Consider the following 12,827-nt stretch of genomic DNA (forward strand, 5'->3'; position numbering starts at 1 on the left):
GACGCCGGGGCGTGCCGCCTCGGGGCGCCGGGGCGCCCTGCTGGGGGCGGATGTGCCGCAGCAAGGCCCCGCCCGCAAGGCGGGGGCCGCGCTGCGCGCGCGGCGCGGAGCGCTGTCGCCCAGTGGGGATGGGAAGGGCGACGCCAGGGCGATGCGGAGCATCGTCCCGCCCCGCCCGCGGTGCAGGATGCGGGACGGGGGCTGGCGGGTGCCGGGCGATGCCGGTGGCTTCAGGGCCAGCCATAGCGGACCACCCGGGGCATGGAATTTCGGCCCAGCGCCGCTTTCGCGAGCCAGGTGAGGGATTTGAGGTGCTGTTTCGCGGCCTCGATCGCCGGTTTGCTGGCGGCGAGGGGTGGGGCGGGGCAGCGGGTGAGCATTTCGGACAAAAGGGGGTCCGGCAGGAGCCAGGGGGGGCCGTTGAGGGCGGTGCGGAGGTTCAGGCGGCGGATGAGCAGGAGGAGGGGCATGCCGCCGAGGCGGGCAGCGCGGCGGGTGGCGCGGCAGATGGCGTATTCGATGGTGCGGAGGGGGTGGTTGGGGGCGGTTTCGGCCAGGACTTCGAGGAGGCGGTGCCAGAGGCCGTTGTGTGTGACGCGGCGGAAGAAGCGGGAGACGGTATCCGGGCGGCCGTAATGGGCGGGGAGGGTGCGCCAGGGATCGCCCGGGGTGGAGGCGAGGTGGAAGATGGCGTTCATGCGGTGGCGGAGATCGCCGATGCGGCGGCCCTGGGGGGCGCGCGGGAGGACGTAGGGGAGGAGGGCCTGCCAGGCGTCGTCGGTGAGGGGGGTGAAGGAGCGGGGTGGGGTGGGGCGGGAGGTGTGGTGCATGACAGGCCTCACGACAACGGAAGGCCTGTCATTATAGGAATATGTTCTTTGTGTCAAGTCCAAATTTGCACGTCTGTTGCCGCAGTGGCAGCTTAATCTTCGTGTTCCTCAGCATCAAATTCCATGAAGTTATCTTCTGCCAATAGATCCTCAATTCTCGGGAAGTTGATATCTACATGATCTATAATCGCCCCCCGGGCTCGAAGGTATTCTACATCCACACCAAAGAGATTGGCATATGTAAAGTCAGCGCCATGAACAATCGCTCCCTCAAACTTGGCAAGTGCCAAGTGACAATGACTTAGATTGCAGTTAGTTAGGTCAGCCGATCTAAAGTCAGTGCCGATAAACATGCCGTGTGACAGATTTGAACGGACCATAACGGCTTGCGCAAACGAAGCCTGAGTGAAATGATCTATTTTATTCCAGGCGGTCATTATATCGGAAAGGCTTACGATGCCGTTAAGGGACGTGAAATCGCTTGCCGCAATTCCTAATTGGGCCAGTCGCGCCCGGAAAAAACTGGCGTTAGTCAAATTCGAACCCGAGAAGTTCACTCCATCAATGGTACACTCGCTGAAGTCGGTATTTCTGACATCTGCCCGCGAAAAATCTGAGTTTCTAACGTCGGCGAGAAATAGTCTGGCGCCGACTAGAGAAGCGCCAATAAAGCTCGAATTTGCGAAGCTCTGAGCCATAAAGTTTTGTCCGTCAAGCTTCAAATAATTCAGCGCGAGATACAAAGAATCCGTTCCTGGATACCTTTGTTGAACCAGTCGGCAGACCATCGAGCCTGCCGCATGTTCGTCATCCCACCTCAGCGGGACCATCGTACCCGAAACAGAAGCACAGCATACAAGGCAGGCGAGTAGAGCCCCTTCTGCGTTTCTCATTCGTGCTTCGGCGGCTCTAAAGGATATCGAGGGACCCTGACTGATATGGATGCCTTCATCTATCATTAACTGGAGCATGGCGCTCAGTGTGCTTATCCATGGACGGATTTGGGCATGAAGGATACGCATTTCGTCGTAGATAAATCGCCTAAGCTCGAAATCTATCGGCATTGTGGAGCAGAGATCATACCAAATTCTGAGTGCGTCACGCGTTGTGAAGTAATCCCTACGGAGAGACAATGCTTCATGCAAAGAAGCAATTTCGCGGATGATGCGGCGAGCAGTCAGATATTCGCCGAAGCTCTTATGAGTGAATTCGAAAGCTTCCTTTCCCGCAAGCTTAGTTCCTTCTGCTTCTTGGAAATAGAAAGCTGCGACGAGCCGATGTACGCCACCAGTTTCGACTATGATTTGATCTAAAGAATTTCGCAGTCTTTCCGAGCAGCGCATTTTAACATCCTGAAGAGATGCCGTTCGTCCATCGCCGTACCACGCTGCTGTCGCTACTGCCTCTAGAATTTCCTCCATATCGGATGCTGGCTTACTTGGGGAGGTGTTCGCATCTCTGTCATAGGGGCGCCTTAGTACCTCAGAAAACATTGTCTCATAAATATCATTCCGGTTGAAGTTTTCGACTGACCGATCCTGTTTGTGGAAACCACTTACAACCAACAGGTACAGCAGCAACGGCTCCGCAGTTATCTCATTCAGCTCCCTCTGAAGCAGATTTGGAGGGATACTCTGCGGTTCGTTCGGCTTCTGCGCCCTGTATTTCCCCCACCAATCTAATCGCTGATCGATAAGCGAAAGATTATCGGGATCAAGCCGATGTGGCGAGGCTTCAGTGCGAAAGAACAGCGGAAGGATACGCAGCTCTGACCTTGGATGCACTCTTAGTGTGTCGCGACTGGCCTGAACTACCGCATCCCGACCCGTTACAATTGCCAGAACTCGGCGAGACGAGTGGTTCCACTGCCCTAAAGTCGTACGCAGTTCCGACAAGAACCGTCTTGCCTCAACCTCTGCGGTCTCCCCTGGCTTCGTAATTTCGTCTAAACCGTCAAAGAGCAAGACAATTTTGCCGTTTACAGGAAAAAAGGATGACTCATTGATTGGATTTGATTCGAACGCCTGCGTGTTTCTCAAATAACTTCCGATTGCACTTACAAGTTGTTCGGAAGTTGAAAAACGTTGAAGTGGAAAGAAGAGGCTTCGATGCCGGCCATTTCCGGCTAAGCTTGTAGCCAACATTTTCAGGAACGTAGATTTTCCGCAGCCTGGTCCGCCTCTAATCACCTTTATTGCGTCGCCCGACGAGGAATTGTCGACCCAGCTCTCGATCTCATCATGCAGCATGACAATCGCGTCCCGTACCTCAGGACGATCCGTACTGTCCTGCCTACGCCCTCGATCCTCCTTAACTTGGAAGGTCGCGCGGACTGGAACGTATATGCTCCTAAGCGAGAACGTTTCGCCAAAAACCGGGGCATCAGCCATCTTTTGGAGGTAGTTTTCGTAGCGGGCCCAATCAGCTTCCGTCTGAACTGCGGCTCCCGCTGGGCTGTCAATTTTCTCTAGTATTTCGTGGTAAAATGTACGATCTTTTCGCCATTCGTCATGAATGGCAAACGTGAAATAAGTGGTGAAGCGTCCAGATAAAGACAATGCATCTTCGGCACTAAGGCCGAAGTGTTTGAGCCAACTTCCAAAGTAATCTGATACTACTTCCAGAAGCGGAAATGACTTTGGATTCTTGAAAAACGCCAAGTCTAAGTGCGTTTCTTCGCTCTCCAATTTCAGTTCAAGTGTATTATTTAGCCACTCAACATCTCCCTCCCAGGGCTGACCCGAGCCAGGCCATTCACTCATTATCTGAGCTACGCTTGTTGCGATGGCTCGTCGAACTAAGTGCCAAGCCTTTTCTTCGGGTGGAGTCTTGATGCCAAATGCGTCTATCGACCCTACCGCACCGGCCACAAACACAGAAACAGGGTCAGCGCCTGCGGGAGCTGCCAGTGAAGCTCTTGCAAGAGCTTCTCCAAGCTTGGAAAACAGTTTTTTTACGTCTGTCCGTACATTTACAATACGAAGACCCTGCGGCTTCATAGCTCTTATGCCGCCGCCCTTATGACTTGGCCGGATGGTCACAAGGAACCTCCCTTTCATACTCGAAACGACCAACATCGATCACAGTATTTACATTCGCCTACTCTGACCGATTGTACCAGACTCGGCAAACTACCCATTGAAGGGCTGACCAATCCAGGGGTGAAGAGACTTCAGGGCAGGACTTTTGCGCCGGCGGCGGGCGGGGCCCGCCAGGAAGCGGCTGATCAAGCGAAAAGGGCGCTGACCGGGGAAGCTTCGAAGGTATTCAGTAAGAAAAGGAGGGCATCTTGGGGGAGTTCACCTCGCTCACCTTGAATTCACGCCACAGCGCGGCGGGCGCGCTCACTCTCGGTCTTCAACTGCCCGCACGCCGCCATGATGTCCTTCCCACGCGGCCGGCGGACCGGGGAAGCGTAGCCGGCGTCGTTGAGGATGGTGGCGAAACGCTCGATCTGTGCCCGCTTGGAGGTGGCGTAGGGGGAGCCCGGCCAGGGGTTGAAGGGGATGAGGTTGACCTTGGCGGGCAGGCCGTCGAGCAGGCGGACGAGTTCGCGGGCTTCGGCCTCGCTGTCGTTGATGCCGTCGAGCATGACGTATTCGAAGGTGATGCGGCGGGCGTTGCTGTGGGGCGGTGCGCCTGTGTTCTGGCGCCGCCGTTAAAAAGGCACGAGGAGGCGCACTGGCCTCCCCGTGCCCTGTCCGTCGTTCAGGCGGACTTGCGCCGGCGCACCATCGCGAGACCGGCGAGGCCGAAGCCGAGCAGGGCCATCGAGGCGGGCTCCGGCACGGCCACGGCGGAGGTCTCGAAGTTGAAGGTTTCCGTCCGGCCGCCGGCGGCGCCTGCGGGCGCGTTGACGGAGTAGGAGATGAGGTCCACGGCGCCGAGGAAGGAGCCGTTCCAGCCGGAGCCGATACCCGTGCTCAGGCCGAGGACCGTGAGGTTGGGCAGGCGGGCCGTCCAATCGGCCACGGTCCACTCGTAGCCGGAGTAGATGCCGTTCAGCGAACCGGTGCCCCAGACCTTCTGGTCGGGGCCGTTGGCGTCGACCACGCTGACCTGGTTCCAGGTGCCGGTCGTCGTCGGCTTGTTGTTGTAGATGCCCTCATAGACGAGGTAGCCGCTCTTGGTGCCGTCGGTGACGAGCAGGCGCAGCGACGGGTGGAAATGCGCGGCCGCCTCGCTCGCTGCGTCGCGGTACCACTCGTAGGAGAGCGAGCCGAGGTTCGAGAGGAGGAACTGGTTCGCGGGGGAGAAGAGGTACTCGAAATCCGCCTTGGCGTTGGCCGGGCCGTTGAACTCGATCGAGCCGTTGCCTGCGCGCGGGTTGAGGTCCGTGATCCCGGCGCTGCCGCCGGCGCGGACGTTGTTGGCGAACCAGGTGTCCAGGCCCTGGCCGGGGCCGGCCATATTGGTCGGGCCGTTGTTGGTGAAGAGGCCTTCGGGCGAGGTCACGATCGTCGCGGCCGAGGCGTGGGTGGCGGTGAGAAGCAGCGCGCAGAAGCCGGCCGCGCGCAGGATAGACTGGATGCTCATTGGTTTCCTCAAGATGACGTGAGGTCGCCATGGCAAGTGTCGTACCATTCGGAAACAGCACAGGTAACCAATGGTTTACGCGTAAACTGTGTCCTTTACTTCTGTGGGCGTAAGATTTTCCGACAGGGGTCCGGGACCGTCGCTTCTCGAGTTGAGGGGGGTCAGGTCACCGGGGTTGGGGTGCGGCGGGCGCGCTCGCTCTCGGTTTTCAGCTGACCGCAGGCGGCCATGATGTCCTTGCCGCGGGGGCGGCGGACGGGGGAGGCGTAGCCGGCATCGTTGAGGATGGTGGCGAAGCGCTCAATCTGGGCGCGCTTGGAGGTGGCGTAGGGGGAGCCCGGCCAGGGATTGAAGGGGATGAGGTTGACCTTGGCGGGCAGGCCGTCGAGCAGGCGGACGAGTTCGCGGGCCTCGGCCTCGCTGTCGTTGATGCCGTCGAGCATGACGTATTCGAAGGTGATGCGGCGGGCGTTGCTGGCGCTGGGATAGCGGTGGCAGGCCGCCATCAGTTCCTTGATGGGGTATTTGCGGTTGAGGGGGACGATTTCGTCCCGCAGTTCGTCGGTCACCGCGTGGAGGGAGACGGCGAGGTTGACGCCGAGCTCGGCGCCGGCGCGGTCCATCATGGGGACGACGCCCGAGGTGGAGAGGGTGATGCGGCGGCGGGAGAGGCCGATGCCCTCATGGTCCATCGCGATCTTCAGGGCGATGGCGAGGTTCTCGTAGTTATAGAGGGGCTCGCCCATGCCCATGACGACGATGTTGGAGAGCAGGCGGGAGGACCCGTCCTGCGGGGTAGGCCATTCGGCGTAGCTGTCCCGCGCGGCCATGAACTGACCGACGATCTCGCCGGCGGAGAGGTTGCGGACGAGTTTCTGGGTGCCGGTGTGGCAGAAGCGGCAGGAGAGGGTGCAGCCGACCTGGGTGGAGATGCAGACGGCGCCGCGGTCGTCATCGGGGATGTAGACGGTTTCGACCTGCTGGCGGTCGCGCATGGCGAAGAGCCATTTGCGGGTGCCGTCGGTGCTGGTCTGCTCGGTGGTGACGGTGGGGCGGCCGATGGTGAAGCGTTCGGCCAGCTTCGCCTGGGTGGGCTTGGCGATGCTGGTCATGGCCGCAAAGTCGCGGGTGCCCTGGTGGTAGATCCAGTGCCAGATCTGCTTGGCGCGGAAGGCTTTCTCGCCGGATGCGACGATGGCGGCGGTGAGGTCTTCGCGGGAGAGGCCGACGAGGTCCGTGCGGCCGCTCTCATCCGTCTGGGCCGGGGGGGCGAAGAGGGCGGATTTGGCGAGGATGCGGGTGCGTTCGGCCTCAGTCAGGGCGTCGGCGGGCGCCAGCGTGATGGGGGTGCGGGCGTTCATCTGCGGGGGGATCCGGGCGGGCACTCGCGGGAGATGGCTTCGTAGGCGGCGCTGAAGCCGGCGAGGGAGAAGGTCTCGGTGGTGCTGCGGTTGTTGGCGGCGGGGGATTTAGCGACGGCTTCGCGGCCGTTGCGGAAGGCGGCGACGGTGGCGCGGCCGTCCCGGGCGAAGGCGTTGTCGCCGGCGGTGTAGAAGTCGAGGTCGTTGGAGCCGACGTCCACCTTCACCTCGGCGTTGCGGGGGAAGGGGCGGCCGATGCGCAGGGCGACCTGATCGCGGCCCTGGGGGCGATGGGTGACGGTGAGGAGGGCGTTCTGGCGGCCTTCGAGGCGGGTGAAGGCGTAGCAGACCTTGTTGCTGCCTTCCTCATGGGTGGCGGCAGTCCAGTCGTTGAAGGTGCCGAGTCGCTGGGGGCCGCTGGGCTGGGCGGCCTGGTTGGCGGCCGCGCCCCCGCCTTGGGGGGCGGCGTTGCGGGTCTGGGCCGGGGCCGGCGGGGCGGCGAGGGCCAGGACAACGGCAAGGACGGCCGCGGGGGCGAGGGCGTTGCGGATCATGGGCGGGAGATAGTCCTCCTGCGGGGGCGGCTTCAACCGCTGGCGGTGCATCTGGGGGGATTGATGGTGCTGGGGCGGTGATTTCGGGGTGATTCGGGGGTGGGGCGGCCGTTCGGGGCGGTGGTGGGGTGGGTGAGTTGGGGGTGTGCTGGCGCCCACGGTGCGGAATGGCGGCTGCGGGGGGAGGCGGGCAGGGGCGAACCTGTCCGGCCGTGGGGCGTTACGTCCTCTCCACCCCTGTGGAACTGGAAGAGGAGACGAGAATGGCCGCACCCGAGGACACCACCCGCGAGGGGCGCATCATTGTGTCGGGCCATCAGACGGATGTTGGCGATGCGTTGCGCAGCCATGCGACGGAGCAGGCGCAGCGGCTCTCGGCCAAGTATTTCGATGGCGCGGAGGACATCACCATCACCTTCTCGCCGGGCGGGAAGGGGGCGGGGTTCGGGTGCAACGTGCGGGTTCATGCGGCGAAGGGGTTGTTCTTCGACGGGCATGGTGAGGATCCGCGCAATGCCTACACCGCCTTTTCCACCGCGCTGGAGCGGGTGGCGAAGCAGCTTCGGCGGCAGAAGCGCGCCCTGCGCGAGGACAAGCCGGTGAATGCGACGAAGGAGGCGCTGCTCTAACGGGCGGCAAATGCCGGGGCGCTTCCGGCGGGCTTCGGCCTGCCGGGGGGGCCTCTTCGGGCCCGGGCGTTTGACCGGGACGGCGGACCGCGCGGGCGGGCCCGGCGGCGCGTGGCAGGGATGTTATGCGCGGGGTTGCGGCGGCGCGGTGGCGAGGCGCAATCTCGTTCCGGCTCCGGGACTTTGGCCGGGGTGTGATCCCTGTCGATTGTGTGTCACGGGGCGATTCCTATCCGGCCGGTTATTCGGCAACCCTAGCTCCTGAGGCCCTTTTTCATGGCGTTCCTCCGTTCGCCTGGCCGTCCGGAGCGTGACCGGCTTCGGCATCCCGGCCCGGCTCTGCCATGGGGCCTGCGGTGAGCGCGGAGGGGCCCGGGCGGATCGCGGCGCTCGAGGCGGAGGTCGCCCGGCTGCGCGCGGCGCTGGCGCATGCGGCTGGTGCGGAGGCGGACGGAGATGGCGACACGTCGGGCCTGGTGGCGGAGCGCCATGCGCGGGAGATGGCGGCGGGGCGGTCGGGCCTTGCGCGGGCGGAGGCGCTGAACGAGGCGTTGCGCACGAGCAATGCCGCGCTGGAGGCGAGCCGGGGGGCGCTGACGGAGAGCGAGGAGCGGCTGCGGCTGATCCTGGAGAATGCGCGGGACTACGCGATCTTCACGACCGATCCGGAGGACCGGATCTCCGGCTGGTATCCGGGGGCGGCGGCGATCTTCGGCTGGACGGCGGAGGAGATTCTCGGCCAGCCGAGCGCGGTGCTTTACACGCCCGAGGACCGGGAGCGGGGCGTGCCCGAGCGGGAAGCCGGGATGGCGCGGCGCGACGGGGTGGCGCCGAATGTGCGCTGGCATGTCCGGCGCGACGGGTCCCGCGTGTTCATCGAGGGGATGCGGACGGTGCTGCGCGGGCCGGATGGCACGCTGCGCGGGTTCCTCAAGATCGGGCAGGACGTGACGGAGCGGCGGGCGGCCGAGGCGGCGCTGCGGGCGAGCGAGGAGCGGTTGCGCAGCGCGGCCGAGGTGGGGCGGCTGGGGCTGTGGGACTGGGACCTGCGGACGGGCGAGATCGTCTGGTCGGACGAGTATTTCCGCATGGCGGGCCATGCGGTGGGCGAGGTGCGGCCGGATTACGGGGCCTGGATCGCGCGGCTGCATCCCGAGGACCGGGCCGGGGCGGAGGCGGCGCTGCTGCGGGCGCGGGAGACGCGCGAGGAGTTCGTGCGGGAGTTCCGCATGGTGCATCCCGACGGCTCCATCCACTGGTGCTCGGCCCGCGGGCGGTTCTTCGTCGATGAGGCGGACGAGCCGGTGCGCATGGTGGGCGCGATGGTGGAGACGACCGAGCGGCGGGAGTGGGAGGAGCGGCAGAAGGTTCTGGTGGCGGAGCTGCAGCATCGCACGCGCAACCTGATCGCAGTGGTGCGGGCGCTGTCCAACCGGATGCTGTCGAGCAGCGGCTCGCTGGAGGAGTACCGGGAGCGGTTCCGCACGCGGCTGGAGGCGCTGTCGCGCGTGAACGGGCTGCTGTCCCGGCTGGATGAGGGGGACCGGATCAGCTTCGACGGGTTGATCCGGGCGGAACTGGCGGCGCATGGGGCCGTGGATGCGGCCGGGCGGGGCGCGCAGGTGGTGCTGGACGGGCCTTCGGGCATCCGGCTGCGCTCGGCGACGGTGCAGACCCTGGCGCTGGCGCTGCATGAGCTGGCGACCAATGCGGTGAAATACGGCGCGCTCTCCACGCCGAAGGGGCGGGTGCGGGTGGCGTGGGGGATGATGGAGGCGGCAGAGGAGGGCGGGCCTTGGCTGCGGGTGGTGTGGGAGGAGACGGGGGTGGCGATGCCGGCCCGCGCCGCCGGCACGCCGATGCTGCGGGGCTATGGGCGAGAGCTGATCGAGCGGGCGCTGCCGTATCAGCTCAAGGCGCGGACGCTGTACGAGATGGGGCCGGAGGGGGTGCGCTGCGAACTGGAACTGCCCGTGGCGCAGTTCGGGGCTGGGTCTGGGGCTGAGCTCGGGGCTGAGGGAGGGGGCGGTGGCTGAGCCATCCCCCGCCGAGGTGCTGGCCGGGCGGCGGCTGCTCGTGGTCGAGGACGACTACATGATTGCCCAGGAGCTGCGGCAGGATCTGGCGCGCGCCGGGGCCCTGGTGGTGGGGCCTGTGCCGACGGTCGCGGAGGCGCTGGCGCTGGTCGCCGCCGAGGTGCTGGACGGGGCGGTGCTGGACGTGAACCTGGCCGGGGAGCGGGCCTTCGCGGTGGCGGATGCGCTGCGGGCGCGGAGCGTGCCCTTCATGTTCGCGACGGGCTACGATCACGCGGCGATCCCGGCGGCCTATGCGGATGTGCCGTATAGCGAGAAGCCGGCGGGCGCGCGGAAGGTGGCGCGGGCGCTGCGGCTGGGCTGGGGATGACGGGGCTGGGGGGTGCCCCCTCGGCCGCAGGATGATCCGAGGTGGCGCCGCCTTTTGGTGCCGGGGCCGCCAGCCGGGGCGGGGCAGATGGCGTTGCGCTTGGGCCCGACGGTCGAGGACGGACGGTCAGAGATGGCGGCCGCGTTCCATGATCTCGAGCGTGTACTCGCGGTAGGTGAGGCCGAGTTCCTCGGCGCGGGCGAGGCGGCGGAGGGCGATCTCGGGCGGGGGTGTCTTCCAGGCGCGGCGATGGGCGCGGCGCCAGAGGAGGAGGCGGGCGGTGGCGCCGGGTTCCTCCTCCAGCGGGGGGCCGCCGTTATGGCCGATGCCGGGCTGCATGCGCGGGTTCTCCGCCGTGATGTCCCGCCGGGGCGGCTGGGCATGGCGGGAGGGCGTGCAAGCGGCGGGCCGGGCGCTTCGGGGCGGGGGCTGCCCTTCCGCTTCGGCGTGGGCGCCCTTATTCCCAAGGCATGGCCGATGCGACCGATGCCCAGCTTGCCGCGCAGTACGAGGCGCTTCCCTATCCCGCGCGGGACCCGCGCGACGAGGCGAAGCGGCTGATCGTGGGGAGCCCTTCGCATCTATCGGAGGTGGATCACTGGGTGTTCGGGGCGCAGCGCCCCGCGGCGCTGCCGCTGCGGGCGCTGGTGGCGGGCGGGGGCACCGGGGACGGGGCCATCATGCTGGCGCAGCAGATGGCGAGCGCGGGGCGGCCGGGCGAGGTGGTCTGGCTCGATCGCTCGGGGGCGGCGCGGAAGGTGGCCGAGGCGCGGGCGGCGGTGCGGGGGCTTTCCAACATCCGCTTCGTGGAGGGGTCGATCCTCGACCTTCCGGCGGGGTTGGGGGCGTTCGACTACATCGATTGCTGCGGGGTGCTGCACCACCTGCCCGATCCGCTGGCGGGGCTGCGAAATCTCTCCGCCCTGCTGGCGCCGGGCGGGGGGATGGGGATCATGGTCTATGCGCCGCATGGGCGCACGGGCGTGTACATGCTGCAGGACGCGCTGCGGATGATCGCGCCCGCTACCGAGGCGCCGGCGGCGCGGGTGGAGGTGGCCAAGCGGGTGATGCGGCACCTGCCGGAGACGGCCTGGCTGCGGCGGAATCCCTGGATCAGCGATCACCTGCCGCTGCCGCAGGGCGGCGGGGATTCCGGGCTGTACGACCTGCTGCTGAACCCGCGGGACGTGGCCTTCACCGTGCCGCAGCTGGATGCGCTGGTGCGGGACGCGGGGATGCGCCTCTCCTGCCTGGTGGAGCCGGTGCGCTACGACCCCGACTTCCTGTTGCCGGACCCAAAGCTGCGGGCGCGCACGGCCGCGATGGGGATGGTGGAGCGGGCGGCGCTGGCGGAGGCGCTGGCGGGGAATATGGGCATCCACATTGCCTATCTGGCGCGCGGGGCGGACCCGGTGGTGGCGGCGGACTGGGAGGATCCCTCCGCCGTGCCGGTGCTGCGGAGCGGGGATGGGGCGTCCTGGGCCAAGGGCATCCGGGGCGGGGCGCTGCCCGTGACCTATGACGGGTTGAAGATCAACTTGCCGGTGCCGCCGCTGGCGGGGGCCATTCTGGGCCGGGTGGATGGGGTGGCGTCGCTGGCGGAGATCGCGCGCGCGGTGGAGGCGGGCGGGGCCTCGGCGAGTGCGGTGATCAGGGATATGGCGGCGCTGCGGGCGGCGATGGAGCCGCTGAACCGGTTGCTGCTCTCGGCGCCCCGGGGGTGAGGGCTGTGCAGCAAGGCCGGGGGAGCGGACTTTCCCGGGCCCCCTCCTTCTTCTTCGGCTCTGGGGGGCGCCGGTGATGCAGGGCGCGCCAGAGAACACCGCAAGAATGGATGGGCGTCCGGGGAAAGATCTTCCCCCGGCTGTTGTTATTTTCGGTGCTGCGGTTCGCCCTGACAGTCGGCCGAGCGAGACGATGCGGCGGCGGGTGACGGCGGCGGTGGAGTTGGGGGAGCGGCTGGAGTCGCCGATCTTCGTGCCGACGGGCGGGGTGGGGCGGCACGGGCCGGCGGAATCCGCCGTGATGGCGAAGCTGCTGCGGGACTGGGGGATCGACCCCTCGCGCATCCTGGAGGAGCCGACGGGGGTGGATACGCTGTCCTCGGCGCGGGCCGTGGCGGCGATGCTGCGGGGGCGGGTGCCGCGGGTTCACCCGGTTTCGTCCGGGTATCACCTGGCGCGCTGCGCGATGCTGCTGCGGTTGTGCGGGCTGCCGGTGGGGCGGGGTCGGGCGGCCCATGCCGGGCCGGGGTTCAGCGAGTGGCGCTGGCGGCTGCGGGAACTGCCGGCGCTGCCCTATGACGCCGCGCTGGCGGTCTGGCACCGGGTGCGCGGGCGGTAGGCATCCGCGTGGGTGGTATGAGGGCGCCTAGCCCGGGACGCCGCGATAGATCCTGATGGGCCTGCGGCGCCGGCCGCGCTGTCCGGCCGCCAGGGCTCATGGAGCCCTGGTGAGATCCCGGCACCGCATTCCGCGTCAGCCCCTCGGAAGACAGTGAGGGTGATCCAG

At 66.0% G+C, this 12,827-nt stretch carries 11 protein-coding genes and 1 pseudogene; 5 read left to right on the plus strand and 7 right to left on the minus strand.

The window, feature by feature from the left end:
• Positions 1 to 230: 230 nt before the first annotated feature.
• The 6 genes and pseudogenes from ACVBD7_RS19695 to ACVBD7_RS19720 form a co-directional block, all read right to left on the minus strand.
• On the minus strand, positions 231 to 830 hold the full coding sequence (locus tag ACVBD7_RS19695) for a transposase (RefSeq protein WP_458094940.1): 600 nt from the start codon (positions 828 to 830) through the stop codon (positions 231 to 233).
• 92 nt (positions 831 to 922) lie between these two features.
• Positions 923 to 3,871: a pentapeptide repeat-containing protein gene (locus tag ACVBD7_RS19700; protein WP_458094941.1), complete on the minus strand. Its 2,949-nt coding sequence runs from the start codon at positions 3,869 to 3,871 to the stop codon at positions 923 to 925.
• Positions 3,872 to 4,149: 278 nt separating this feature from the next.
• Positions 4,150 to 4,464, minus strand: a pseudogene (locus ACVBD7_RS19705) (23S rRNA (adenine(2503)-C(2))-methyltransferase RlmN); the annotation flags it as partial.
• A 74-nt stretch (positions 4,465 to 4,538) separates the two neighbouring features.
• Positions 4,539 to 5,366 carry a PEP-CTERM sorting domain-containing protein gene (locus ACVBD7_RS19710; protein WP_458094942.1) on the minus strand — a complete coding sequence of 276 codons (828 nt, stop codon included), beginning with the start codon at positions 5,364 to 5,366 and terminating at the stop codon, positions 4,539 to 4,541.
• 161 nt (positions 5,367 to 5,527) lie between these two features.
• Positions 5,528 to 6,727: a 23S rRNA (adenine(2503)-C(2))-methyltransferase RlmN gene (gene rlmN / locus ACVBD7_RS19715; RefSeq protein WP_458094943.1), complete on the minus strand. Its 1,200-nt coding sequence runs from the start codon at positions 6,725 to 6,727 to the stop codon at positions 5,528 to 5,530.
• Positions 6,724 to 7,281: an invasion associated locus B family protein gene (locus tag ACVBD7_RS19720; protein ID WP_458094944.1), complete on the minus strand. Its 558-nt coding sequence runs from the start codon at positions 7,279 to 7,281 to the stop codon at positions 6,724 to 6,726. Before ACVBD7_RS19720 ends, rlmN begins: the two co-directional genes overlap by 4 nt.
• Before the next feature lie 263 nt (positions 7,282 to 7,544).
• Between ACVBD7_RS19720 and ACVBD7_RS19725 the strand changes: the two genes are divergently transcribed.
• The 3 genes from ACVBD7_RS19725 to ACVBD7_RS19735 all read left to right on the plus strand — a co-directional run bounded on the left by ACVBD7_RS19725 (position 7,545) and on the right by ACVBD7_RS19735 (position 10,316).
• Positions 7,545 to 7,910, plus strand: a complete 366-nt coding sequence (locus tag ACVBD7_RS19725) for an HPF/RaiA family ribosome-associated protein (protein WP_458094945.1) — start codon at positions 7,545 to 7,547, stop codon at positions 7,908 to 7,910.
• Positions 7,911 to 8,266: 356 nt separating this feature from the next.
• Positions 8,267 to 9,946, plus strand: coding sequence for a sensor histidine kinase (locus tag ACVBD7_RS19730; protein ID WP_458094946.1), 1,680 nt, complete (start codon positions 8,267 to 8,269; stop codon positions 9,944 to 9,946).
• Positions 9,939 to 10,316 carry a response regulator gene (locus tag ACVBD7_RS19735; RefSeq protein WP_458094947.1) on the plus strand — a complete coding sequence of 126 codons (378 nt, stop codon included), beginning with the start codon at positions 9,939 to 9,941 and terminating at the stop codon, positions 10,314 to 10,316. The genes ACVBD7_RS19730 and ACVBD7_RS19735 overlap by 8 nt, the downstream gene beginning before the upstream one ends.
• A 126-nt stretch (positions 10,317 to 10,442) precedes the next feature.
• Here ACVBD7_RS19735 and ACVBD7_RS19740 read toward each other — a convergent pair whose 3' ends face one another.
• Positions 10,443 to 10,655: a hypothetical protein gene (locus ACVBD7_RS19740; protein WP_458094948.1), complete on the minus strand. Its 213-nt coding sequence runs from the start codon at positions 10,653 to 10,655 to the stop codon at positions 10,443 to 10,445.
• A gap of 131 nt (positions 10,656 to 10,786) precedes the next feature.
• Between ACVBD7_RS19740 and ACVBD7_RS19745 the strand changes: the two genes are divergently transcribed.
• A complete protein-coding gene (locus tag ACVBD7_RS19745; RefSeq protein ID WP_458094949.1) occupies positions 10,787 to 12,040 on the plus strand; it encodes a class I SAM-dependent methyltransferase in 1,254 nt (417 codons plus the stop codon).
• A 193-nt stretch (positions 12,041 to 12,233) separates the two neighbouring features.
• Positions 12,234 to 12,659 (plus strand): YdcF family protein, encoded by a 426-nt coding sequence (locus ACVBD7_RS19750; protein ID WP_458094950.1) that lies wholly within the window; start codon positions 12,234 to 12,236, stop codon positions 12,657 to 12,659.
• Positions 12,660 to 12,827 lie beyond the last annotated feature (168 nt).

The organism is Roseomonas sp. WA12 (assembly GCF_054165765.1).

Excerpts from the sequence above, each read along its gene's own strand:
- ACVBD7_RS19750 (WP_458094950.1), top strand. The coding sequence starts at position 12,234 with ATGCGGCGGCGGGTGACGGCGGCGGTGGAGTTGGGGGAGCGGCTGGAG.
- rlmN (WP_458094943.1), bottom strand. The coding sequence starts at position 6,727 with ATGAACGCCCGCACCCCCATCACGCTGGCGCCCGCCGACGCCCTGACT.
- ACVBD7_RS19695 (WP_458094940.1), bottom strand. The coding sequence starts at position 830 with ATGCACCACACCTCCCGCCCCACCCCACCCCGCTCCTTCACCCCCCTC.
- ACVBD7_RS19740 (WP_458094948.1), bottom strand. The coding sequence starts at position 10,655 with ATGCAGCCCGGCATCGGCCATAACGGCGGCCCCCCGCTGGAGGAGGAA.
- ACVBD7_RS19720 (WP_458094944.1), bottom strand. The coding sequence starts at position 7,281 with ATGATCCGCAACGCCCTCGCCCCCGCGGCCGTCCTTGCCGTTGTCCTG.
- ACVBD7_RS19710 (WP_458094942.1), bottom strand. The coding sequence starts at position 5,366 with ATGAGCATCCAGTCTATCCTGCGCGCGGCCGGCTTCTGCGCGCTGCTT.
- ACVBD7_RS19725 (WP_458094945.1), top strand. The coding sequence starts at position 7,545 with ATGGCCGCACCCGAGGACACCACCCGCGAGGGGCGCATCATTGTGTCG.
- ACVBD7_RS19745 (WP_458094949.1), top strand. The coding sequence starts at position 10,787 with ATGGCCGATGCGACCGATGCCCAGCTTGCCGCGCAGTACGAGGCGCTT.